The organism is Nocardia sp. NPDC004168 (assembly GCF_040610355.1).
GTDB classification, from domain to species: Bacteria; Actinomycetota; Actinomycetes; order Mycobacteriales; family Mycobacteriaceae; genus Nocardia; species Nocardia sichangensis.
Window position 1 is genome coordinate 26,929 of record NZ_JBEXME010000014.1, and the last position, 23,013, is coordinate 49,941.

22 protein-coding genes are annotated in these 23,013 nt (G+C 68.3%); 8 read left to right on the plus strand and 14 right to left on the minus strand.

Annotated elements, in window-relative coordinates:
- Window positions 1-23 precede the first annotated feature (23 nt).
- Window positions 24-461: a hypothetical protein gene (locus tag ABZW96_RS23505; RefSeq protein ID WP_355077740.1), complete on the minus strand. Its 438-nt coding sequence runs from the start codon at window positions 459-461 to the stop codon at window positions 24-26.
- A 99-nt stretch (window positions 462-560) separates the two neighbouring features.
- On the opposite strand from ABZW96_RS23505, the gene ABZW96_RS23510 reads away from it, so the two are divergent.
- From ABZW96_RS23510 to ABZW96_RS23520, 3 genes are all read left to right on the plus strand, one after another.
- Window positions 561-1,130, plus strand: coding sequence for a WHG domain-containing protein (locus tag ABZW96_RS23510; RefSeq protein WP_355077742.1), 570 nt, complete (start codon window positions 561-563; stop codon window positions 1,128-1,130).
- Between the two features lie 86 nt (window positions 1,131-1,216).
- Window positions 1,217-1,588 carry a hypothetical protein gene (locus ABZW96_RS23515; RefSeq protein ID WP_355077744.1) on the plus strand — a complete coding sequence of 124 codons (372 nt, stop codon included), beginning with the start codon at window positions 1,217-1,219 and terminating at the stop codon, window positions 1,586-1,588.
- A gap of 134 nt (window positions 1,589-1,722) precedes the next feature.
- The gene (locus ABZW96_RS23520; protein ID WP_355077745.1) at window positions 1,723-4,254 is read left to right on the plus strand and encodes a tetratricopeptide repeat protein; all 2,532 of its coding nucleotides are present in this window, start codon (window positions 1,723-1,725) and stop codon (window positions 4,252-4,254) included.
- Window positions 4,255-4,361: 107 nt separating this feature from the next.
- Here the strand turns inward: ABZW96_RS23520 and ABZW96_RS23525 are convergent, their stop codons facing one another.
- Complete coding sequence (locus ABZW96_RS23525; protein WP_355077923.1) at window positions 4,362-5,645, minus strand: MFS transporter; 1,284 nt, start codon at window positions 5,643-5,645, stop codon at window positions 4,362-4,364.
- Between the two features lie 305 nt (window positions 5,646-5,950).
- Window positions 5,951-6,538, minus strand: a complete 588-nt coding sequence (locus ABZW96_RS23530) for a TetR/AcrR family transcriptional regulator (RefSeq protein ID WP_355077747.1) — start codon at window positions 6,536-6,538, stop codon at window positions 5,951-5,953.
- Between the two features lie 72 nt (window positions 6,539-6,610).
- Here ABZW96_RS23530 and ABZW96_RS23535 point away from each other — a divergent pair, with 72 nt between their 5' ends.
- Complete coding sequence (locus ABZW96_RS23535; RefSeq protein WP_355077749.1) at window positions 6,611-7,330, plus strand: SDR family oxidoreductase; 720 nt, start codon at window positions 6,611-6,613, stop codon at window positions 7,328-7,330.
- Window positions 7,331-7,333: 3 nt separating this feature from the next.
- Here ABZW96_RS23535 and ABZW96_RS23540 read toward each other — a convergent pair whose 3' ends face one another.
- From ABZW96_RS23540 to ABZW96_RS23565, 6 genes are all read right to left on the minus strand, one after another.
- Window positions 7,334-8,098 (minus strand): 3-oxoacyl-ACP reductase, encoded by a 765-nt coding sequence (locus ABZW96_RS23540; protein ID WP_355077750.1) that lies wholly within the window; start codon window positions 8,096-8,098, stop codon window positions 7,334-7,336.
- Between the two features lie 29 nt (window positions 8,099-8,127).
- Complete coding sequence (locus ABZW96_RS23545) at window positions 8,128-9,486, minus strand: aldehyde dehydrogenase family protein (RefSeq protein ID WP_355077752.1); 1,359 nt, start codon at window positions 9,484-9,486, stop codon at window positions 8,128-8,130.
- Window positions 9,483-10,229, minus strand: a complete 747-nt coding sequence (locus ABZW96_RS23550) for a gamma-glutamyl-gamma-aminobutyrate hydrolase family protein (RefSeq protein WP_355077754.1) — start codon at window positions 10,227-10,229, stop codon at window positions 9,483-9,485. The genes ABZW96_RS23545 and ABZW96_RS23550 overlap by 4 nt, the downstream gene beginning before the upstream one ends.
- Entirely contained in the window at window positions 10,210-11,574 is a 1,365-nt protein-coding gene (locus ABZW96_RS23555; protein ID WP_355077756.1) for a glutamine synthetase family protein, read from the minus strand. The genes ABZW96_RS23550 and ABZW96_RS23555 overlap by 20 nt, the downstream gene beginning before the upstream one ends.
- Window positions 11,575-11,716: 142 nt before the next feature.
- A complete protein-coding gene (locus tag ABZW96_RS23560; RefSeq protein ID WP_355077757.1) occupies window positions 11,717-13,105 on the minus strand; it encodes a lipase family protein in 1,389 nt (462 codons plus the stop codon).
- A gap of 152 nt (window positions 13,106-13,257) precedes the next feature.
- On the minus strand, window positions 13,258-14,397 hold the full coding sequence (locus ABZW96_RS23565) for an alpha/beta fold hydrolase (protein WP_355077759.1): 1,140 nt from the start codon (window positions 14,395-14,397) through the stop codon (window positions 13,258-13,260).
- 275 nt (window positions 14,398-14,672) lie between these two features.
- Here ABZW96_RS23565 and ABZW96_RS23570 point away from each other — a divergent pair, with 275 nt between their 5' ends.
- The 3 genes from ABZW96_RS23570 (at window position 14,673) to ABZW96_RS23580 (ending at window position 17,946) form a co-directional block, all read left to right on the plus strand.
- Window positions 14,673-15,920 carry a helix-turn-helix domain-containing protein gene (locus ABZW96_RS23570; protein ID WP_355077761.1) on the plus strand — a complete coding sequence of 416 codons (1,248 nt, stop codon included), beginning with the start codon at window positions 14,673-14,675 and terminating at the stop codon, window positions 15,918-15,920.
- 119 nt (window positions 15,921-16,039) lie between these two features.
- Window positions 16,040-17,209 (plus strand): thiolase family protein, encoded by a 1,170-nt coding sequence (locus ABZW96_RS23575; RefSeq protein WP_355077763.1) that lies wholly within the window; start codon window positions 16,040-16,042, stop codon window positions 17,207-17,209.
- Window positions 17,206-17,946 (plus strand): SDR family oxidoreductase, encoded by a 741-nt coding sequence (locus tag ABZW96_RS23580; RefSeq protein WP_355077765.1) that lies wholly within the window; start codon window positions 17,206-17,208, stop codon window positions 17,944-17,946. The genes ABZW96_RS23575 and ABZW96_RS23580 overlap by 4 nt, the downstream gene beginning before the upstream one ends.
- 207 nt (window positions 17,947-18,153) lie before the next feature.
- Here the strand turns inward: ABZW96_RS23580 and ABZW96_RS23585 are convergent, their stop codons facing one another.
- The 3 genes from ABZW96_RS23585 to ABZW96_RS23595 form a co-directional block, all read right to left on the minus strand.
- Window positions 18,154-18,483 (minus strand): transglycosylase family protein, encoded by a 330-nt coding sequence (locus tag ABZW96_RS23585; RefSeq protein WP_355077766.1) that lies wholly within the window; start codon window positions 18,481-18,483, stop codon window positions 18,154-18,156.
- A gap of 595 nt (window positions 18,484-19,078) precedes the next feature.
- Entirely contained in the window at window positions 19,079-19,543 is a 465-nt protein-coding gene (locus ABZW96_RS23590; protein ID WP_355077768.1) for a YiiD C-terminal domain-containing protein, read from the minus strand.
- Between the two features lie 144 nt (window positions 19,544-19,687).
- Window positions 19,688-20,833, minus strand: a complete 1,146-nt coding sequence (locus ABZW96_RS23595) for an acyl-CoA dehydrogenase family protein (RefSeq protein ID WP_355077770.1) — start codon at window positions 20,831-20,833, stop codon at window positions 19,688-19,690.
- Window positions 20,834-20,943: 110 nt separating this feature from the next.
- On the opposite strand from ABZW96_RS23595, the gene ABZW96_RS23600 reads away from it, so the two are divergent.
- Window positions 20,944-21,615, plus strand: a complete 672-nt coding sequence (locus ABZW96_RS23600; protein WP_355077771.1) for a TetR/AcrR family transcriptional regulator — start codon at window positions 20,944-20,946, stop codon at window positions 21,613-21,615.
- A gap of 17 nt (window positions 21,616-21,632) precedes the next feature.
- On the opposite strand, the gene ABZW96_RS23605 is transcribed toward ABZW96_RS23600, so the two are convergent.
- Together ABZW96_RS23605 and ABZW96_RS23610 are read right to left on the minus strand one after the other, a co-directional pair.
- On the minus strand, window positions 21,633-22,199 hold the full coding sequence (locus tag ABZW96_RS23605; RefSeq protein ID WP_355077773.1) for a type 1 glutamine amidotransferase domain-containing protein: 567 nt from the start codon (window positions 22,197-22,199) through the stop codon (window positions 21,633-21,635).
- 60 nt (window positions 22,200-22,259) lie between these two features.
- Window positions 22,260-22,991: a MerR family transcriptional regulator gene (locus ABZW96_RS23610; protein ID WP_355077775.1), complete on the minus strand. Its 732-nt coding sequence runs from the start codon at window positions 22,989-22,991 to the stop codon at window positions 22,260-22,262.
- Between the last annotated feature and the right edge of the window lie 22 nt (window positions 22,992-23,013).

Here is a 23,013-nt window from a genome sequence, read left to right on the forward strand (position 1 = left end):
CGTGAGCGGGCCTTTCGCCGTTCTCAGCCGACGATTATGACCACGCAGGCCGCGATGAACAGGACCTGAACCAGCGCCCGCAGCGGCAGCGGCATGGTCTTGATGCCCAGTTCGGCGCGGGCGGCGCGGACGTTCGCCGGGAACAGCGCCACCAGCAGCGCGATCAGGCAGGCCGCGGCCAGGTCGGCGGTCGCGGGAATGAGGACGCCGACCGCACCCGCCAGTTCCAGCACACCGGTCAACGTCACCAGCGCCGGGGCGTTCGGCAGCCGGGGCGGCACCATGGCGACCAGAGCGTCGCGGCGCGGCTGGAGGAAGTGCGCGCTCGACGTGAGCGCGAGCATCGCGGCCAGCCCGAGCGCGGTCGCGTGCGCCCACGAATCGAGCCAGCCGTTGCCGGTGAGCCAGCCGATGAGCCGGGCGAGTGCGGTGACGGCGACGAGGACGACCAGCGGTGCCATCGGGATCTCCTGTGGATCGAAGAGCAAATCTTGACAGTGGAAAGATACGGCCGCGGTCATGAACTTGTCAATGTCTAGATGATGGGTCACCATCGAGGTATGGCGAAGGACGGTTATCACCACGGAGATCTCCGCGCGGCACTGCTCACCGCCGCCGCCGAACGGATCGCCGCCGACGGCGTCGACGCTCTCTCCCTGCGCAACCTGGCCCGGCACGCGGGCGTCTCGCACGCCGCACCCGCCCACCACTTCGGTGATCGAGCAGGACTGCTCACCGCGTTGGCCACCGAGGGATTCGAACTGCTGGCCGAACAGCTCGCGCAGGCCGGTTCGGACTTTCGCGAGGTCGCGGTGGCCTACATTCGCTTCGCGCGCGAGCATCCGGGACACTTCGACGTGATGTTCCGGCACAGCCTTCTCCACGCGGAGAACGAGACTCTGCGCGCCGCGCGAGAACGATCCGGGTCGGCGCTGCGCTCCGGCGTTTCGAGCATCCAGCCGAGCCACAGTCAAGACCGTCAGTTGTCGACCCGACTCGCCGCGTGGTCGCTGGTGCACGGCTTCGCTTCGCTGTGGCGCGAAGGCGCACTGCATAATTCAGCACTGGCCACCGACTCCGATCCGGAGATCCTGGCCCGCAAGATGCTGTCCACCATCCATTTCGACTGACCGCAAACCGGCTTGCGCCGAGCCGCCATCGTGCTATCCAGAGACCCGGAAGGAGCAGGCGGCCACACCCCCGCTGCCATCGACACATGGACATCCACGCCTACCCCACCGACGCGACCACACCGGTGGACCCGACCGAGGCACACCGGATCGCCGAGCGGCATCTCACCAACGGCGATTACGCCGATCGAGGCATCACCTATCAGCTAGCGGAGTTCGACACCTGCTTCGTCGCCGTCGCCACCTTCCCCCGCTCGCCGCACGTCGACCCGGACAGTCCGCCGGTGATCGTCGGCGGCTCCGTCTGCGTCATCGACAAGCCCACCGGCGCGGTCTCCTATTGGCCGACCTACCCCGCCGACCTGGTCGCCGACCAGTACGCGACCGCGCTGCGCGACGGGACGCTGGTCATCGAGGACGACTGGCCGGAGGACGACGAGTCACCCTCCTCGGCGTGACCGAGTCCCACATCCACGACGCTCGACCACGACGCGATCCCATACAACGACGAGCCCGAACCTGTCGGACCCCGCTGTTAGCCTGAGCACCAGGATCGGCGCTCTTTCGCCCACGAAATCCATTGGGGGATCGCATGTTCGAAGATCAAACGCTCGAAGGCACCGGACCGGCTCCGACGCCCCGTCCGCAGAGTTCCGCGGAAGCGCTCGATCCGTTTCGCGAGTGGCAGGAGACCGCTCCGGACGGAGTCCCCGAAGCCGACCTGCGCCGTGCCGTCGCAGTGGCGACCTTGTTCGGCGCGGATGATTCCGCCGAGGCGGAACAACTGATGACAGTCGTCTTCGGGAATGGACCCGATACCGCCGCCGACCGGGTGGCGGTCGTCCAGTGGCTGCGGTCCCAGTTCCCGAGCGAGCGGTATCTCGATCCCTCGCCCGGCCCGCTCGGCGACGCGCTCGTCGGTCAGGCGCTGCGCGCGGAAACAGACGCCGGGGTACGGCTGCTGGCCGACGGCGTGCACAGCGCTTCTCTCCGCCAGCGCGAGCGATGCTTCGAAATCCTCTCCCGGCTCCGCACGACAGACGAATACATCGCCTCCACCTGCGCGAAGTATGTCGCCGCTCATCATCGCCGGTTGGCCGAATACATCGCGGATTCCTCCAAGGGCGACCCGGAAGTCCGGCTTCCCGGCTCGATCACCCATCTCCTCCTCAGCTCGATACCGAATAGTCCGGCCGACGGGTCGAACTCCGGGAGCACGCGACAGCTGACGCTCTCCTTGATCGAGATCGGCGATCGTCTCCGTGCCGCAGGCGACACGCGGGCAGCCGGGCGACTGTACCGCCGCGCGTTCCTCCTCGGTCTCGATGACGACCTCGACGGCCCCCTCGCCGAGGAGCGCGATTCCGACGGTGAACTCACCCCGCTCGCGAGCGGGGCGGCCGAAGCCGGACGCCTGTACCGACGCTCCGTCGCCATCGGGGAACGTGTCGCCACCGCGCAACCGGCCGACTCCGGTTACCGCCGCGATCTGTCGGTGTCGTACGGCAAACTGGCCGATCTGGAACGGAAAGCGGGCGCGGTCGACACGGCGACCAGACTGCACTACTGCGCGCTCGCCATCGTCGAAGAACTCGCGGAGGCCGAACCCGCGAACCGCGTGTATCGCCGCGATCTCGCTGTCGTCAACGAGAAGATCGGCGACATCGCCCACGCCGCGGGCGATGCCGACAAAGCCGCGCGCCACTACGGGGTCACGCTCCTCCTCACCGAAGAACTCGCCGCGGCCGACCCGGGGAATACGCTCTATCGACGCGATCTCTCGGTGTCCTACAACAAGCTGGGCGATCTGGCGTCGGCCACCGGCGACCTCGATGAGGCCGCTCGGCGCTACCAGCTCGCGATCAGCATGGCGCGAGAACTGGTCGATGCCGATCCGGACAACCTCCAGTACCAGCGGGATCTTTCGATCGGCTACGACAAGCTCGCCGAAATGGCCCGGACTCGAGGAGATCTGGACGAAGCGATCCGCCTGTACCGGCGCTCGATGGAGATCGCCGAAGCGCTCGTCGCTGCCGAACCCTCGAACCTCGGATACCGACGCGACCTCTCGATCACCGTAGACCGGCTCGGCGGGGCGATCCGCGCGAACGGCGATCCGCACGAGGCCATCCGGCACTACCATCGCGCCCTCGCTCTCACACAGGAACTCCTCGCCGCCGACCCCACCAATCCGCAGTACCGCCGCGACCTCGTCGTCACGTGCAATGTGCTCGGCGACATCGCCAGAGAATGGCGCGACTTCGGCGAAGCCGCCCGGTTCTACCGACGTGCGCTGGAGGGCACGGAGGAACTGGCCGCGAGCGCACCTGGCAATCTCCGATATCGTCGCGATCTCTTGGTCGTCCACGATGCGCTGGGCTCGTTGGCGATGGATCAGGGCGACTACGACGGCGCGGCGACCCACTGCAGGCCTGCCCTGATTCATGCGGAGAAACTGTCGGCCGCCGACCCGGTGAACCTTCGGTATCGGCGTGATCTGCTGCTGGCCTACAACGCGCTCGGCAGAGTCGTAGCCGCCCAGGGAGATCACGGAGAGGCGACGCGACTGTACGAGCACGCCATCGCGGTCGCCGCGAGCCTGGTCGAATCCGCGCCGGACAACAGCACCTACCGCAGAGATCTCTCGTTCTGCTACCACCGGTTCGGCGACCATGCCCGTGCACGGAACGACCTCGCCGAAGCCGATCGCGCGTACCGGAACGCCATGACCATCGATCTCGCTCTGGTGGACTCTCAGCCGTCCAACCCGTCTTACCGCCGCGACCTCTCGGTCACTTACGACCGCCTCGGCACTCTCTCGCGAGCGAGCGGCGACCACCATGCCGCGCGGGACTGGTACAACCGCTCGGCCGAGATCGCCGAGGAACTGTCGGCCGCCGACCCGGGCAACCTCGGCTATCGCCGCGATCTGCTGTCCTGCTGCGACAAACTGGGCAGCCTCGCTCGCGACACCGGCGATATCGCCGGCGCGGCCCAGCATTTCCGCCGCGGACTCGCTGTCGCCGACCATCTGGTGCGCTCGGCGCCATCCGATTTCGGCTACCAGCGCGATCTGGCCCTGATGTACGAACGTCTCGCCGACTTGGCGGGCGGTGTCCGCTGAGATCAACGATGTTCCGTCATCGATCGACGCACAGGCTCGTGGCGGCTCGGCATTCAGGTGGCCGATACGACCGCGCACACTCCCACCGGATGTTTCGACGCCGTGATTCAGAACGCGGGCTGGGCGGGGAGGTCAGGATTCGGGTCCGGACTCGACTCACCCGCGTCGGGAACTTCGGTGCCGCGCAGCGAGGTTCCGGCGGTTTCGCGCAGGTAGTTCCAGGCGACCAGGCCGATCAGGGAAGCGCCGACCATGTAGACGGCGGGGAACAGCGACCAACCGGTTGCCTCGATGACGGCCTCGTTGATCAGCGGGGCGGTGCCGCCGAAGATCGCGGTGGAGACGTTGTAGGCCAGCGCGAAGCCCGCGTACCGGACATGGGTCGGGAAGATCGCGGGGAAGGTGGAGCTGATGGTGGACAACTGCGGCAGGTACAACAGTCCGAGCACGATGAAGCCGAAGATCGCCCATACCGTGCCCTGGCCCATCAGCCAGTACATCGGCACCGCGAGCACGCTGAGACCGGTCAGCGAGAACAACCACATCGGACGGCGGCCGACGTTGTCGGACAGCCGGCCGAAGAACGGCAGCACCAGCATCATCACCAACTGACCGAGCAGCATCATCGCGGTGGTGGCCGATTCGCCCAAGCCGATCGTTTTCTGCAGATAGGTGGGCTGATAGGTCAGCAGCGTGTAATTGACCACGTTGAGCGCGACCACCAGTCCGGCCAGCGTCAGCGTCTCGCGCCGGTAGGTGGTCACCACTTCACGCAGACCGCCTGGCGGGCGCTTGTGCTCGGCGACCTCGGTGAACACCGGGCTCTCGTCGAGCCGGGCCCGCAGGTACCAGCCGGTCAGGCCGAGCGGGATGGCGATCAGGAACGGGATGCGCCAGCCCCAGTCGTGCATGGTGTCCGAACCGAGCGCGAGCTGGCAGGCCAGCACCGTCGCGGAGCCGCCGACGAAGCCCGCGAGCGTGCCGAATTCGAGGAAACTGCCGAGGAATCCGCGTTTGCGGTCGGACGCGCACTCGGCGAGATACGTTGCCGCGCCGCCGTATTCGCCGCCGGTCGAGAAGCCCTGCACCACGCGGAGCAGAATCAGCAGGATGGGTGCCAGCACGCCGACGGACGCGTGGGTGGGCAACACGCCGATGGCGCCGGTGGCGGCGGCCATGAGCAGGATCGTGGTGGCCAGCACGGCTTTACGGCCGATGCGGTCACCGAGCGGGCCCCACACCATGCCGCCGAGCGGCCGGAGCACGAACGAGATGGCGAAGCCGAGCATGGTGCCGAGCGTGCCCAGTTCCCCGGGGAAGAAGGCATCGGTCAGATACGTCGCGGTGGCCGCGTAGACGCCGTAGTCGAACCATTCGGTCGCGTTGCCCATGGCGGAGGCCGCGACGGAACGTCGCAGCGGGAAACTCTCGGAAGTTCGATCGGTCACGTGCACGTCCTCTCCAGTCCGTCACGGACCTCGGTTCGTTCCACCTCCGGCCGCGAGAACCGAAGGTGTGGCACGAAACAGACCGATACCCAGGATTCGCCCCGGGCAAACAGTCACGTAACAGGAAGAGGGCGAACACATCTGCGCTGACCTGCGACTCAACTAGCAATTGTGATGCCGGTCACATATGCGCTCGAATCGCACCGGTCACCGCCTCCACGACGGTCGCGATACGACGGCGCTCGCGCTCACTTCGGCCCGAGCATGGCGGCGATACCCGCGGCGACTTCCCTCGCCAACGCCCCGTCGACCGGAGCGTGCCGCCCGAGCAGGCGGTACCACATCACTCCGAAAGCGAAATCGACCACGAGGTCCAACGACACCGCCCCGGTGAACCGACCACTGTCCACACCTCGTCGCAGCAGCGTGCGCAACACCTCACGACGCGGGCCGATCACGGCGTCCTGCAATCGCTCGGACAGCGCCGGATCGCGTTGCGCGTCGGCCATCAGTCCCACCAGAGCCTGGCCCGTCAGCTCGCGCGTGAGCTCGTAGGTCGCGGTGAGCAAGCCTTCGACCTCGGCGAGCACGTCGGCGGACTCGGCGCGCACACGCAATGCCGGGTTCTCCTCGACGAGCCCGGCCAGCGCCTCCATGAGCACCGCGGCCTTGTCCGGCCACCAGCGATACACCGTCTGCCTGCCCGCGCCCGCGGCGTCGGCGATGGCCTTGATGGTCAGGTCTTGGTAGCCGTCCCGTTCACACAGTTCCAGCGCGGCGCGCAGGATGGCGCGCCTGGTTTCCTCGCTGCGCGGGCGGCCACGGGTTCCGGTCATGCCGACACTTTACAAGACACCATGCCTCGTTTATATTTCGAGACACAGAGCTTCGAAAATCAGGAGGATGTTGTGGGCAACCGGGTCGTCATCGTGGGCGGTACATCGGGCATCGGCCTGGCCGCGGCGCGCAGGCTCGCCGACCACGGGCACGAGGTGATCGTCGCGGGTCGCGACAAGGGCAGGCTCGAGGCCGCATTGGCCGATCTCGGCGAGAACGTCACCGGCCGTACCGTGGACGCGCGTGACGAGGCGGAACTGACCCGATTCTTCGCGGAGATCGGGCCGATCGACCATGTGGTGGTGACCGTGACCGGACCGTCGGGCACGACGCCGTTCCGTGAGCTCGAACTCGAGCATCTGCGCCGCCACGTCGAGGGCAAACTGCTCCCGCACACCGCCGCGATGCAAGCCGCGCTGCCGCACCTGAACGAGGGCGGTTCGATCACCCTGGTGTCGGCGGCCTCGGCGGGCGGCTCGATGCCCGCCACCGCGGCGCTGGCGGCGGTCAATGCCGGTGTGGAGGCGATGGTTCCGGTGCTGGCGGTCGAGCTCTCGCCATTGCGCGTGAACGCGGTGTCCCCCGGCGTGATCGACACCGAATGGTGGAGCTTCCTGCCCGACGGCGCGCGCACCGAGGTCTTCGACCAGATCGCCGCGACCACGCCGGTGGGGCGGGTCGGCACCGCCGACGACGTGGCCCACGCGATCGAATTCCTGGTGGACAACGCGTTCACGACCGGAATCGTGGTGCGCGTCGACGGCGGCGCACGATTGGGCGCGCCGAAGTAGGTCCTACAGCGGCGTCACGTAGGCCCCCGCGATGCCGCCGTCCACCAGGAACTGGGACGCGGTGATGAACGAGGAATCGTCGCTGGCGAGGAAGGCCACGGCAGCGGCGATCTCCTCCGGTTCGGCGAACCGGCCGAGCGGCACGTGCACCAGGCGGCGGGCGGCGCGCTCCGGGTCCTTGGCGAACAGTTCCTGGAGTAGCGGGGTGTTCACCGGCCCGGGGCACAGGGCGTTCACCCGAATGCCGTCGCGGGCGAACTGCACGCCGAGTTCGCGGCTCATCGCCAGTACGCCGCCCTTGGAGGCGGTGTAGGAGATCTGCGAGGTCGCCGCACCCATGACCGCGACGAACGAGGCGGTGTTGATCACCGATCCTTTGCCGCGCTCGAGCATGTGCTCGATGGCGTACTTGCTGCACAGGTACACGGAGGTCAGGTTGACCTCCTGAACCCGCCGCCACGCGTCGATGCCGGTGGTCAGGATCGAATCGTCCTCCGGCGGGGAGATGCCCGCGTTGTTGAACGCGATGTCCAGCCCGCCGTAGGTGTCGACCGCGGTCTGGAAAAGGGCCTTGACCTGGTCTTCGTCGGTGACGTCCACGTGCACGTACCGGCCGCCGACCTCCTTGGCGGCCGCCTCGCCGGTCCCGGCGTCGATGTCAGCGACCACCACCTTCGCCCCCTCCGCCGCGAAGCGACGGACCGTGGCCAGACCGATACCGCTCCCGCCGCCGGTGACGACGGCGACTCGATCCTGTAAGCGCTGCAACGTATCTCCTGTCGGATGTGCGGGTATCACTACGTGGCGAGGAAGACGTTCTTGGTCTCGGTGAAGGCGAGCGCGGCGTCCGGGCCGAGTTCGCGCCCGAGCCCGGACTGCTTGAAGCCGCCGAACGGCGTCCAGTACCGCACGGACGAATGCGAGTTCACCGACAGGTTGCCCGCCTCCACACCGCGGGCCACGCGCAGCGCGCGGCCGACGTCGCGGGTCCAGATCGAGCCGGAGAGGCCGTAATTCGTGTCGTTGGCGATGCGCAGCGCGTCGGCCTCGTCCTCGAACGGGACCACCGCGACCACCGGCCCGAACACCTCGTCGGTGAGCACCCGGTCGGTGGGCGCGCCGGGCAGCACCACGGTCGGCGGATACCAGAATCCGGGACCGTCGGGCGCGCTTCCGGTGAACGCGACCTTGGTCGAGGGTTGCACGAACTCGGCCACTCGCTCCCGGTGCGCGGCCGAGATCAGCGGGCCCATCTCGGTGGATTCGTCGGACGGGTCGCCGACGCGCACCCCCTGCACAGCGGGTTCCAGCAACTCCAGGAACCGGTCGAACACACTGCGCTGCACAAGGATCCGGGAGCGGGCGCAGCAGTCCTGCCCGGCGTTGTCGAAGACGCCGTAGGGCGCGGTCGCCGCCGCCTGTTCCAGGTCGGCGTCGGCGAACACGACGTTCGCGCTCTTGCCGCCGAGTTCCAGCGTCACCCGCTTCACCTGCCGAGCGCAGCCCGCCATGATCCGCGTGCCCACCTCCGTGGAACCGGTGAACACCACCTTGCGGACGGCCGGGTGGGTGACGAAGCGCTCTCCCACCACCGACCCCTTGCCGGGCAGCACCTGGAACACACCCTCGGGCAGGCCCGCCTCGAGCGCCAGTTCACCGAGTCGCAGCGCGGTCAGCGGCGTCAGCTCGGCGGGCTTGAGCACCACGGTGTTGCCCGCGGCGAGCGCGGGCGCGAAACCCCAGGCCGCGATCGGCATCGGGAAATTCCACGGCACGATCACGCCGACCACGCCGAGCGGTTCGTGGAAGGTGATGTCGACTCCACCCGCGACCGGAATCTGACTGCCCAGCAACCGTTCCGGCATTCCGGCCGCGTAGTGCAGCACGTCGCGGACGTTGCCCGCCTCCCAACGCGCGTTGCCGATGGTGTGCCCCGCGTTGGCGACCTCGAGCCGGGCGAGCTGCTCCACATCCGCGTCGACCGCCTCGGCGAACCGGCGCAGCAATCTCGCCCGATCGCCGGGCGCCACCTCGCGCCACCCGGCCGCCGCGCGCTGCGCCGCGGCGACGGCGGCATCGGTCTCGGCTTCGCCGACGAGCTCGACGGTGGTGACCACCTGTTCGGTCGCCGGGTTGAGCACCTGCGCTGTCGTCACGAGTCCCGCTCCCTTCGATAGGTGTCCGCCGCCTCGGCCAGCGCCCGCACCAGCCCGCGATCGGTGGCGTCGGCCTCCGGATGCCACTGCACGCCGACCAGGAACGACCCGTCGGTGGCCTCCACGGCCTCGATCGTGCCGTCCGCGGCGTACGCGGTGGCGGTCAGGCCCTCGGCGAGCCGATCGACGGCCTGGTGATGGTGGCAGTTCACCTTCACCTCCGGACCGGCCAGCCGCGCGACCCGGCTGCCCGCGATGGTCAGCACCCTGGTCGCGGTGAACCCGCCCTCGACGCCGGAGTGCTCCTCGTGCCCGACCACATCGGGCAGATGCGGGATCAGCGTGCCGCCGAGCGCCACGTTCGCCAGCTGCAGCCCGCGGCACACCGCGAGAATCGGCATGCCCGCGGCTCTGGCCAGGTCGAACAGGCCGAACTCCGACTCGTCCCGGTCCGGCCTGGTGTAGCCGGGTATTCCGGCGGCAGGGCCGCCGTAGCGCGCTGGATCGACGTCCGCGCCGCCGGTCAGCACCAACCCGTCGAGCCGTCGCACCAGCTCGGGACGCGCGACGCCGGCGGGCGGCAACAGCACCGGGATGCCACCCGCGGCGGCCACCATCTCGACGTAGGCGTGCGGCAGCACCGCGCACGGCAGATCCCACGCGTTGAAGCGGGCCTGCTCCACATAGGTGGGCAGGCCGATCACGGGACGGGCTCCCGCGACCTCAGAGTCGTTCGAAACCACGGATACGCTCCCAGTCGGTGACCACGGCGTCGTAGGCGTCCAGTTCGACCCGCGCCGCGTTGCGATAGTGCTCCACTACATCATCACCGAAGGCCGCGCGGGCCACCGCGCTGTCGCCGAACAGCTGGGCCGCTTCGCGCAGCGTACGCGGCACACGGGGGCGCTCGGAGTGATAGGCGTTGCCGTGGAATTCCGGCTCGAGCGGCAGCCGCCGGTCGATGCCGTGCAGTCCCGCTGCGATCAGCGCGGCCACGGCCAGGTACGGGTTCACGTCACCGCCGGGCACCCGGTTCTCGAAGCGCAGCCCATGGTCCTCGCCGACCACGCGGATGGCGCAGGTCCGGTTGTCCCGGCCCCACGCGATCGCGGTCGGCGCGAAGCTGCCCGCGACGAATCGCTTGTAGGAGTTGATGTTCGGCGCGAGCAGGTAGGTGAACTCGCGCAAGCAGTCCAGCTGGCCCGCGATGAAGTGCCGCATCAACGGCGACATGCCGTCCGCGCCGTCCCCCGCGAAGACCGGCTCGCCGGCCTCGCCGCGCAGGCTCAAATGAATATGGCAGGAATTGCCTTCCCGCTCATTGTATTTCGCCATGAAGGTGAGGCTGCGCCCTTCCTGCGCCGCGATCTCCTTCGCACCGGTCTTGTAGATACTGTGGTTGTCGCAGGTGACCAGAGCTTCGTCGTACCGGAACGCGATCTCGTGCTGGCCGGGGTTGCACTCGCCTTTGGCCGACTCGACATACATCCCCGCGCCGTCCATCTCCTTGCGGATACGGCGCAACAACGGCTCGATCCGCCCGGTGCCGAGCATCGAGTAGTCGACGTTGTACTGATTGGCCGGCGTCAGCCCGCGGTACCCCGCGTTCCAGGCCGCCTCGTAGCTGTCGTCGAACACCAGGAACTCGAGTTCGGTCCCGACGAACGCGCGCAGGCCGCGCTCGCTCAACCGGTCCAACTGTTTGCGCAGCACCTGGCGCGGTGAAGCCGCGACCGCCCGCCCTTCCGGCACCACGTGCTCGACGTCGCAGAGCACCAGCGCGGTGCCCGGCCACCACGGGGCCGTCCGCAGCGTGCGCAGATCCGGCCGCAGCACGACGTCTCCGTACCCGGTCTCCCAGGACGAGAGGGCGTATCCGTCGACGGTCGTCATGTCCACGTCCACCGCGAGCAGGTAGCCGCAGGCCTCGGTGGCGTGCTCGAGCACCTCGTCCAGGAAATAGCGTGCCGCGCAGCGCTTCCCTTGCAGTCGCCCCTGCATGTCGGTCATGGCGACCAGCACCGTGTCGATCTCACCCGTATCGACCTGGTCCCGCAATTGCGCCACACTCAGCATCCCGCTACGCATCCACGACCCCTCTCGGCACCAACCGTGCTCACGCTAGAGCAAAACGGACACCTTTGTGACGTGACACCGGAATCTCGTTCCCGGCGCGTAACGGTGTGCGATCAGGCCAGCTCAGCAACGTCTCGGTGGTGGCCGAGCAAGATCAGGACAACGGATTGCGCAGCGCCGCGGAAAAGACCGACAGGCGGCGCGGGCCGGGACGCGACAGCGCGGGCGGGCGCGGCGCGCGGATCGGCCGTCCGAGCCACATGCGCACGAGCAAGGCCGCGAATCGCAGGTGGCCGCGCAGCGCCGGACCGGCGAAGGCGAGCGACCAACGCGTCTGCGTACCGGGCGCGGGCAGCTCACGACCGGCGAAGCGACCGGCGAGCCAGTCGACCATGACCGGCAGCGCCAGGAATTGCAGCAGCAGATGGGTGCTGAGCCGATCGCGCAAGTAGCGCACGTGGACGCCCGCCGCGACGTAGCGCGCGACGTGGCCGTCCACGTCGGCGGTCGCGATCACCTCGTCGTGCACGCCCTGCAGCACGAGCATGGGCATCGCGGGCGCTCGGCCGCCGGGGTGGATGTCGTCGAGGATCCGCCGCAGCCCGTCCTGCTCGAGCATGGCGGCCAGTCCCGCGTCACTGTGTTTGTCGATGTCGCGCCGGGCGAAGCGATACAGCAGCGGGAACGTCGCGGTGGTCTCGGTCTCGGCCAGCCAGCCGAGATATCGCGCGTCCAGATGCGCGCGCAGCATGCGGTCGAGATCCGGGTAGCCGCGGCGCAGCCCGGCGGTGAAGACGGCCGCGAATCCCGCGAAGAGGGTGCCGTTGAGCCGGACGAACGCGGCGGCCGGATCCCCCACCGGCGACCCGGCGACCGCGCCGACGATATTCAGCTCGGGCGCGTATTCGGCGGCCATTTCCGCGGCCCAGGCCGTGGCCAATCCCCCGCCCGAATAACCCCACAGCGCCACGGGTGTGGTCGGGTCCAGTCCCAGCGGAACGAAGGCGTGCGCGGCGCGCACCGCGTCCAGCGCGCGATATCCCGGCTCCCTGGCCACGCCGAACCGGCCCGCGGTTCCACCGTGATCCGGCACCGACACCGCCCAGCCCCTCGCCAGGGCGCTGGCGATCAGCGGCAGCTCGAGCTGGGGAATCGACCCCGCCGCCCGTGCGCCGCGCCGGAGCGAATAGGACGGAAGACATTTCGAGGCCACCGCGTCGATCGCGCACTGGAACGACACCAGCGGGCGCGGCTCGGCCGGATCCGCGCCCCACGGCAACAGCACGGTGGTCACCGCGACCTCGGGCACCCCGTTCAGATCACACGTCCGATAGAGCAGTTGCCAGGCCGAGATGCGCTGGGGCACAAGACCGAAGAAGCCGATCCGCACCGCACGCGCGCGAACGATCGCGCCGGGACGCAACCGCCCGACCGCGGGCGGTGGGACGTAGAACGGATCGTCTTCGGGCAGTATCGGCCGCTGCGCGAACGGGGCCGGATCGGGCGGCACTGTACCGCCATCCCATTCGAGTTGCACACTCATCCGGTTCTTCCTTTCCGACGGCACGGCCGTGATCGCGGGCATCCCGCGCCGGATCGCCCATATTCACCCAACCAAGGTCGCGCCCGGAAAAGAATTGTCCCGGGTACCAATTAGACGCGCGCGGATTCTCGTGCCGATGCAGTGACAGCGGCTCACCAGCTGCCGTTGCCGCCGACCATCCACGGATTGAAAGTGCATTCCAGCGACGGCTGGGCGACCGGGTCGAGCGCGTGCAGGACGATCGACGCCGCCCGCGGCGAATACATCATCGTCAGGTGGTCGGACATGTCCTGCTCGCACCCGTCTTGCAGCGTGACGTTGTCCACCGTCGCGTCCGGCCCCGCTTGCAGGAACGTCCATTGATAAGGGTTGGTCACCTCGTCGTGCCGCGAGCCGACCGCCGTGTAGGCGACTCCGGGCACCGTGTCACCCTGGGCGTTCAGACTGGCGTAGAACGGCGAGCCCACCGCTTGCTGGATATTCGCGAGTCCGACCAGCGGCTCGTAGAACCCGAGAATATTGACGCCCAGATTGTTGATGATCCGGCCGAGCGTGGCGATACCCATCAGCGACGTGCCGTGGTGTGTCGCTCCCAGGCTCACCAATTTGCCCACTTTGCCCTGGCCGCCCTCGAACTTCAGATAATGGTCGGCGACCGTCCCGCCTTGCGAGTGACCGACGATGTCGACGGCCTGCGCACCGGTCGCGGCCAGGACCCGGTCGACGAAATCGCGCAACTGCACGGCCGAATCCTCCATCCGGCCCACGCCGAAGCGCCCCGGCAGGATCGGGCCGAGACCGCCGCCCTCCAGGATGCCGGAACGCCCGAAATTGAAGGCGAACACGCAGAAACCGGCGCGGGCCAGGCGCGGGGACAGGTAGGAGAAGGTGTCGTAGGCGTTGAGCCAGGTGCCGTGCAGCAGCACCACCGGTCGCGGGTGTTCGGCGGTGGGGGTGCAGTTCCAGCGGTTGCCGCCGGGCGGGGCGGCGTCCGGGTGGGTCAGGCCGTAGGCGAAGGCCGCCAGATACGCCGACATCTCCGGGCCTTCACCGAACGCGTCGGAAGCGACGCTGGTCGGCCATCCCGACGAGCTGCCGCTGTCCACGATCGCGCGCGGTTGCCTGCCGTCCGGGGCGGGCGCCAGGCCCGCGCTGATGTAATCGGCCAGGGCCTGCTGGGTCGGTTCGATCTCCTCCCGCGCGTGCGCCGGTCCGTTGCCGAGTGCCGTGGCCATCGTCACGCCCGCGATCACCGCGGCCCCGAGAATCGCCCGTCGAGCGTTGTGCATCATTGCCAACATCGAGTTCACTTCCATTCACGCCGAACCACAGGCGGCCCGGCGGTGAATCGAACACCGCTACAGAATGTTTCCTACGCCACATTCGGATTCGAATGTGATCGGGGACATAGATGCGAGCCGCTTTCCGAATGTATGACTCGCGCCGGGGCGGTGTCACTGCACGCCGAGGAGAAGATTCCGTCTGGAATGTTGGCCCCGAAGCCAAAATTCGCGCGACTGGGCCCGCGACCTTGCCGCGGTTTCCTGTGGTCGGAAACAATCGGCCCATGTCCGTCGCGTTGTCCCCGGTGGCCGGAGACGCTCCGCTCGTCGCCCGGTTGCTCACCCGCTGGCCGCAGATCGCCGAGCGCATGCTCGCCGCAGGCCTCGGCACCACCTCGCCCGCCGCCGATCTGCCCGAGGGGCATTTCACCGCCGAGGTGCTTCCGGCGATCTACGCGTGCGGCCGCGCCGTGCTCCAGGCGATCGGTGAACAGCGCAGCTTCACCAAGGCCGAAGTCGCGACGTTCGTCGCCCCGGTGGCCGAGCGGCACGCCGAGGACCGGTTCCCCCTGCCCGTGCTGATCGAGGCCATTCACGGCTCCGCGCAGTCGGTGCTCCACGAGGCGGCCGCGCTGGCCTCCAGCGAGGAGCTCGACGACCTCGTGCTGGTCGGCAGCCGACTGCTCGACCTGCTCATGCAGATCAACATCACGGTCGTGGAGACCTACACCGAGGTCGAGCAGTCCATCTACAACGCCGAACGGGAGGCGCGCCGGGCGCTGTGCTCGGCGCTGCTGAACGGGTTCCCCGCGGCGGAGCTGGCGGCGCGGGCTGACACCGCCCTCGCGGAGCACTACACCGTGCTCGCCATCCACATCCGGCCCGACGATCAGCCGAGCAAGGTCGCCACACTCGTCGGACGTCGCCGCATCCGCCTGCTGCACCGTGCTCTGGACGCCCTCGCGGGCACCACGGCGCTGGCCACCTTCGACGGCTGGAGCGGAATCGCGTTGCTGCCCAGCGGTTCCGACGCCGAACTCGACGACGCGCGCCACACCGGGCTTGCCACCGAGCTGGCCGAGAACTTCGGGGTTCCGGTATTCCTCGCCGAGTATCCGTCCGTGCCGAAGGACGCCATTCCGCACACCGCGAAGGAAGCCACCGACCTCGCCGAACTCGCGCGCTTGCTCGGCCGTCCGGCGGGCGTCTACCAACTCGACGATCTGCTGTTGGAGTACCAGCTCACCAGGCCGGGCACCGCCCGCACCCGGCTGGCCGAGCGGATCGCCCCGATCCTGGACAGCCCGCACCTGATGGAAGCCCTCGACGCGCACCTGCGCCACGGCTCGGACCGCAAGGCCGCGGCCGCCGAGATCCACGTGCATCCCAACACGTTCAGCTATCGCCTGCGCCGCATCGCCGAACTCACGGGCGTCGATCCCACCGACCCGCACGACTCCCGGCTGCTGGCGGCCGCGCTGACGATTCAGCGCCTGTATCCGGGCAGGCCGCCCGGTGAGGCCAAGGCCTAGGCACGGGAACTCCCTGCGGTCGATCGCGGCCAGACCGTTGGGCACGCCATGGCCCACGACGGAGAATCTGTGTTAACTTAACTGCGAATGCCAGTTAACTTAACTGATCGGAGATGGCCATGAGGTCCGCCGTCGTCGTCGATGTCGTCCGTACACCGTCCGGTAAGGGCAAAGCAGGCGGCGGCCTGTCGGACGTACATCCGGCCACCCTGCTCGCGGGTGTGCTCGCCGAACTCGTCGCCCGCAACGACCTCGATCCCGCCGTGGTGGACGACGTGGTCGGCGGATGCGTCACGCAGAGCGGGGAGCAGGCGTTCAACATCAGCAGGACCGCCGCGCTGGCCGCCGGATTCCCGGACTCGGTGCCCGCTACCACGGTGGACCGGCAGTGCGGGTCCAGCCAGCAGGCCGCGCACTTCGCGGCGCAGGGTGTCATCGCGGGCGCCTACGACGTCGCGATCGCGTGTGGTGTCGAATCCATGAGCCGGGCGCCGATGTTCTCCAACGGCCAGGGCAAGGACGCCAACCGCGGTCCGCTCGCCCACCGCTACCCGGACGGCCTCATCCAGCAGGGCATCGCGGCCGAGGTGATCGCCGCCCGGTGGAAGTTCGACCGCGCAGCGCTCGACGAGTTCGCGGCTCGTTCGCATCGGCTCGCCGCCGACACCGCGGCGCGGGGCGGCTTCGACAACGAACTGGTCGCGGCGGGCGCCCTGACGGCCGACGAGACGATCCGGCCCGCCACCACCGGCGAGAGTCTGGCGAAGTTGCGGCCCGCCTTCGTCGACGACCAGTACACCGCGCGCTTCCCCGAGATCGAGTGGTCGATCACGCCGGGCAACTCCTCGCCGCTGACCGACGGCGCCTCCGCCGCACTGATCATGAGCGAGGAGGCCGCCACGAAACTGGGCCTTCGTCCGCGCGCCCGGTTCCACTCGTTCGCCGTGGTGGGCGACGACCCCCTGCTCATGCTCACAGCCGTGATCCCGGCCACCCGCAAGGTGCTGAATCGCGCCGGGCTGAGCATCGATGACATCGACGCCTACGAGGTGAACGAAGCGTTCGCACCCGTGCCCCTGGTCTGGCAGCACGAGTTGAACGCCGATCCGGCCAAGCTGAACCCCCGCGGCGGCGCGATCGCCCTCGGCCACCCGCTGGGCGCCTCCGGCACCCGCATCCTGGCGACGCTGGTCAACCACCTGGAGCAGACCGGCGGCCGCTACGGCCTGCAGACGATGTGCGAGGCGGGCGGCCTGGCCAACGCGACGATCATCGAACGCCTCGGATGAGCGTCCGCACCGCACTGATCACCGGAGGGTCACGCGGCATCGGCGCCGAGGTGGCGCGCCGCCTGGCGGGCGAGGGTTATCACCTGACCCTCGCCGCGCGCACGCTCGACACGCTCGAGCAGACCGCGGCCCGCGTGCGCGCGGAAACGGGAGCCGAGGTGCAGCCGGTGGTCACGCAGATGAACGACCTCGACCAGGTGCGCGCCCTGGTCAAGGCGCATGAGGAACGGTTCGGCGGCATGAACGCGCTGGTGCTGAGCGCGGGCACCGGCACGGCGGGCGCCGTGGCGGACCTGCCCGCGAAGGCGTACGAACGCATGCTGGACGTGAACTTTCGCGCGCCGCTGACGCTCGTCCAGGCCGCGTTGCCGCTGCTGCGCAAGAGCGCGGCCGACGATCGGGAGCGCGGCGCGAAGATCGTCGCGCTGGCTTCGATCACCGGCGTCGCCGGAGAAGCGGGCCTCGCCGCCTACGGGGCCACCAAAGCGGCGCTCATCTCGCTGTGCGAGACGGTATCGCTGGAGGAATCCGCGAACGGCGTCAGCGCGACGGCGGTGTCCCCTGGCTACGTCGACACCGACATGACCGCGTGGAAGCGTGCTGTCCTGGACCGATCGGCCATGCTCACCACCGGTGACATCGCCGAGATGGTCCTGGCGGTCACGCGGCTGTCGCGTAACGCGGTGGTGCCGAACATCGTCCTGTCGCGCGCCGGTGATCAACTGTGGCGGGCCTGAGCACCGTTACCTGACAGCGACTGGCGCGTGGATCCGACCCCTGGAGAGCGGGCGAATCGGCGTTCGGTGAATCCTAATTCGGACCGGATGATCGGATATCGAATTACAGATGCGATTGTCCGAATAAACCGACATTTCGCGAAATTTATTACTGCCGGTAAATAGCTCGGCGCCTACCGCGAATTCGCGGTAGGCGCCGGCGACGCATCAGAGGTAAGAGCCGCACACGGGCCAGGCGCCCGGACCCTGGGTCGCGAGGACGTTCTCCGCGACGCGGATCTGCTCGTCACGGCTGGCGTTCGACGGGCTGCCGCTGCCGCCGTTGGCCTCCCAGGTGCTCTGGGTGAACTGCAGGCCGCCCGAGAAGCCGTTACCGGTGTTGGTGGACCAGTTGCCACTGCTCTCGCACTGCGCGACGGCGTCCCAGTTGTGGGCCGAAGCGGTCGCGGTGGACAGGCCGAACGGCACGGCGACGAAGGCGCCGACAGCCGCGGTGAAGCCGAGAACACGAGTGGTGAATTTACGGTTTTGCGACATGAGATTTCCCGCCTGCGCCCACCGGCTCGGCGAATTCGCCGCGCCCCTGTCCCCAGGGAAGTTCGTGGACACTCGAATCGCGGGACAGGGTTTCCGGCGTTCTGCGATTCGAGCTCGATCTCGGTGTTGCCCCGAGCCGTGACCGACGTTAGCGGAGATGTCGCGACAGATCACGCTCGAATAACGTCGGCAGAGGTTTGACCCTTGGTCGAGACTTCGCGCCGTTCACCCAGGTCGATCGCGAAAAATCGACCGATACAGATCCGCTGTTATGGCTTCGTTATGTGGCCGAGATCACTGCGATATGGTGAAGCGGATCGCATTTTCGCAGGTCCACGACTTGCGGTAGTAGGCATACCCCGGCCTCGCCCGCCGCCACTCTGGGCATCAGCTACCGAGCCGTTACCAAATCGAAGAACCGGAGATATCCGCGTGACGCCGCGGCCGAACCGGTGCCCCGCGACCGGTCCGTGATCTCGGCGCGGGCACGGCGACCTGGCCGGACACCGTCGTCGGCCCCCCGCCGGCTCGCCACAGCGCGCGGCCGACCGGCGCCGGATGCGTGCCGAACGCCCCGCTCCGGCGCCGAGGCAGGCTACTTGCCGTGCGCCCGCAATTGGTAGAGGCCTTCGGTCTCCGCCACCACAACGCCGTCGGCGTCGGTGACCACGGATCGCAGCGTGAAGTCGGATTTGCCGTTCGCCGCCGCCTCCGCGCCGACGCGCGTGATCTCCTCCTCCGACAACGTCGCCTCCGCGCGCACATCCGTCTTGGCCGGCTTGCGGAAGAAGACGTGCAGATCCTTCACCAGCGGATAGAACGCCGAGTTGTCGAATGTGGCGACCGCGATCGCGCCGCCGAGGATCTCGGCCACGGTGAACAGCACTCCCGCGTACATCACGCCGAAGTGGTTGCCGTTGCCCTCGACGGGCACCGAGGTCGCCGCGAAACCGCGCCGCACCTCCACCGCCTGCACACCCATTTTGTGCGCGATCGGGATGGTGAATTCCAGTGCCCCGTTGACGATGTCCTTGAACGGAGGAGTCTCGACGTCGCTCATCGCAACCGTCCCTTCACGCTGGAGGTGGCCGGCACCTCGTTGTCTCTGCCACGGCCACCTCGGTGGACGTCACCGAAGCGTAGGCCCTGACCGGCGCGGCCCGACAGGGTGTTGGCAGTTTGCCAACACAGTCGGCCGCTCGGCTCACAGACTGCGGGCGATGATCTCTTTCATGATCTCGTTGGTGCCGCCGTAGATCTTCTGGACACGGCTGTCGGTCCACATCCGCGAGATCGGGTATTCGCTCATATAGCCGTAGCCGCCGTGCAGTTGGAGGCACTCGTCGGCCACCGACATCGCGCGATCGGTGGTCCACCACTTGGCCATGGCGACGGTCGGGATGTCCAATTCCCCACGCAGATGCCGCACGATGCAGTCGTCCAGGAACACCCGGGCCACCCGGGTCTCGGTGGCCGCCTCCGCGAGGGTGAACTTGGTGTTCTGGAAGGCGAACAGCGGCTTGCCGAAGGCGTGCCGCTCCTTGGTGTAGCGCAGCGTGACCTCGAGCGCGGCCTCCATCCCTGCCACCGATCCGACGGCGATGATCAACCGCTCCTGCGGAAGCTGCTGCATCAACTGGACGAAGCCCTGTCCTTCCTGCGTGCCCAGCAGGTTCGACACCGGGACCCGGACGTCCTCGAAGAACAGCTCGGAGGTGTCCTGCCCCTTCTGCCCTACCTTGTCCAGCACTCGGCCGCGGCGGAAGCCCGGCCGGTCGGCCTCGACCAGGATCAGCGAGATGCCACTGGCGCCCTCGCTGGTGTCGGTCTTGGCGACCACGATGATGAGATCGGCCTGGCTGCCGTTGGTGATGAAGGTCTTGGAGCCGTTCACCACGTACTCGTCGCCCTCGCGGATCGCCTTGGTCTTGACGCTCTGCAGGTCCGATCCCGTGCCGGGCTCGGTCATGGCGATCGCGCCGACGACCTCGCCGGTGGCCATCTTGGGCAGCCACTTCCGCTTCTGTTCTTCGGTGCCGTAGTGCAGCAGGTAATGCGCGACGATCCCGCTGTGCAGGGTGGCGCCCCAGGAGGTGTCGAACGCCTTGGCCTGCTCCTCGATCAGCACGGCCTCGTGCGCGAAGGTGCCGCCGCCACCGCCGTACTCCTCCGGGATCGATGCGCACAGCAGGCCGAGCGCGCCCGCCTTGTTCCAGAAGTCGCGGTCGACGTGGTGCTGCTCGATGAACTTGTCGATGTTCGGCGTCAACTCCTTCGCGAAGAACGAGCGGGCGAGCTCGCGCAGGGCGTCCAGGTCGTCGTCGAGCCAGGCGGACCGGTAGGTCGTCATCGGGTGTCCTTGCGAAAGTCTGATACCGACAGTTACGGGTACAGTGTGTACCACGGAACTGCCGGGTACAAGGTGTACCACCCGATTCGCCTGCCGATACGCTGAGCCGCGTGGCACGACGACCTTGGGTGGACACCGCCGACGCGCGGCGTTCCACCAGTGATCGGCCCGGCCGCGACGAACGCCGCCGGGCCATCGTGACAGCCGCGATCGCGGCGATCGAGGAAGACGGCCCGCACGCGCTGACCGGCCGGATCGCCGACCGCGCCGGACTGGCCCGCACGCACGTCTACCGGCATTTCGCCAGCAAAGAGGAGCTCGACCTCGCGGTCGCCCGGCACGCGCACCACGATCTGACCGAACGGATTCGCGCGCGCCTGGCGGTGGACGGCACGCCGCTGGACATCATCCGTGCACCCTTGACCCAGCACGTGCGGTGGGCCGCCGAGCATCCCAATCTCTATCGCTTCCTGGTCGGACGCGACTACCGGCGCGGCCGCAACGAACCGCGCGTCGGCGGCAGCGCGTTCGCCGCCGAGATCTCCGCCGCCGCGACCCGCTACCTGCCGGAATTCGGGGCCGACCCGCTGGCCGCGGACCGGGTGGTGGTCGCCCTGCTCGGCTTGGTGGATGCCTCGGTGCGGTGGTGGCTGGAACACCACGACACCACCGAAGCCGCCCTGGTCGACCGCCTGACCACCGAGTGCTGGCTGCTCATCGACAACCGGCTGCGCGATCTGGGCATTACGCTCGATCCGCGAAAATCATTGCCTGGCAACTGAATCGAGCCCCACAGAGGTCAGCGCGAGGCAGGGACCACTTCGCGCGTGATCGCGTGCACGAAATCGGATAGGTCACCCGGGTTGCGCGAAGTGAGCAAGGTCCACCCGCCCTCGACGGAGCGGACCGCCGCTTCGTCGACCCACTCGCCGCCCGCGTTGACGATGTCGGTCCGCAGCGAGAAGTAGGAGGTCAGCGTCTTGCCGCGGACCAGTTCGGCGTTCACGAGCAGCCAGGGGCCATGGCAGATCGCGGCGATCGGCTTGCCCGCGCCTGCGAACTCCTTGGCCAGTTCGATCGCCCGGTCGGTGACCCGCAGCTTGTCCGCGTTCACCGTGCCGCCGGGGACGACCAGCACGTCGAAATCGTCGACAGAGACCTCGTGCACCGACGCATTCGGTTGCACGACGGTGTCTTTCTCCGTGTCGTGCAGGTAGGTCTGCACCTCCTCGCGCTTCGGTGCGGCATGGGTGACGCGCGCCCCGCGCTTGCGGAGTTCGTCGCGCGGCACCAGCAGTTCGTCCCGCTCCACTCCCGTATTCGAGGTGATGATCAGCACGCGCGTCCCATTCAGTTGATCGGTCATGAGCCGCTCTCCTTTCGCCTCGGGATGGTCCTGTTTCCGGCATGCCGCGCGAGGGGCGGGCTAAACCTCGCCGGAGGCGCGATCCGCGGCGTCGTCCGCCGACAGCAGCGTGCTGGACAGATGCTCCTGCGCCAGCCTGCGCAGCGCGGCGAGCAGCGTGTCGCCCAGAATCGTTCCGACAATGGCGGTTTCGGTCATCCGCTCGAGGACCGGTTCGTTGCGGACCAGGGCGATGTCGGTGGCGGCGATGGCCTCGCTGGCACCCGCGTAGTCGTCCATCGCGGCGACCACGTCACCGTGGCCGAGCAGACGCAGCGCGGCGCAGACATCGATGAGGGTGTCGCGGGCCGGGCTGTCGTCATCGATCCGCCAGCCGCGCCGGTCCAGCAGTGCCGCGACATCCTCGGCGGCGGCTTCCCGCTGCTCCTCACCGACCTGCGACCGCCGGCCGCCCAGCGCGTACTGGACGTGGCCCAGCGCGTCCCGCGCGGACAGGCTGCCGCTGTCGAGCGCCGCGAGCAGTTCCTTCGCCGCTTCGATGGACACGCCGCCGATATCCACCAGCGCCCGGATCAGCCGCAGTCTGCTGACGTGGGCATCGCTGTATTCGGCCTGATTGCGATGGGTCCGCACGCCAGAGGGCAGAAGCCCCTCGCGCACGTAGTACTTGATCGTCGCGGGAGCAACGCCGCTGGCGCGGCTGAGTTCGGCGATCCGCATCGGACTCCTCGGCTCGGTCGACGTATTGACAGTCGATAGTACAGCTATCCATAATATCTGCTGATAGTGCAACTATCTATACTTCGAGTTCCCG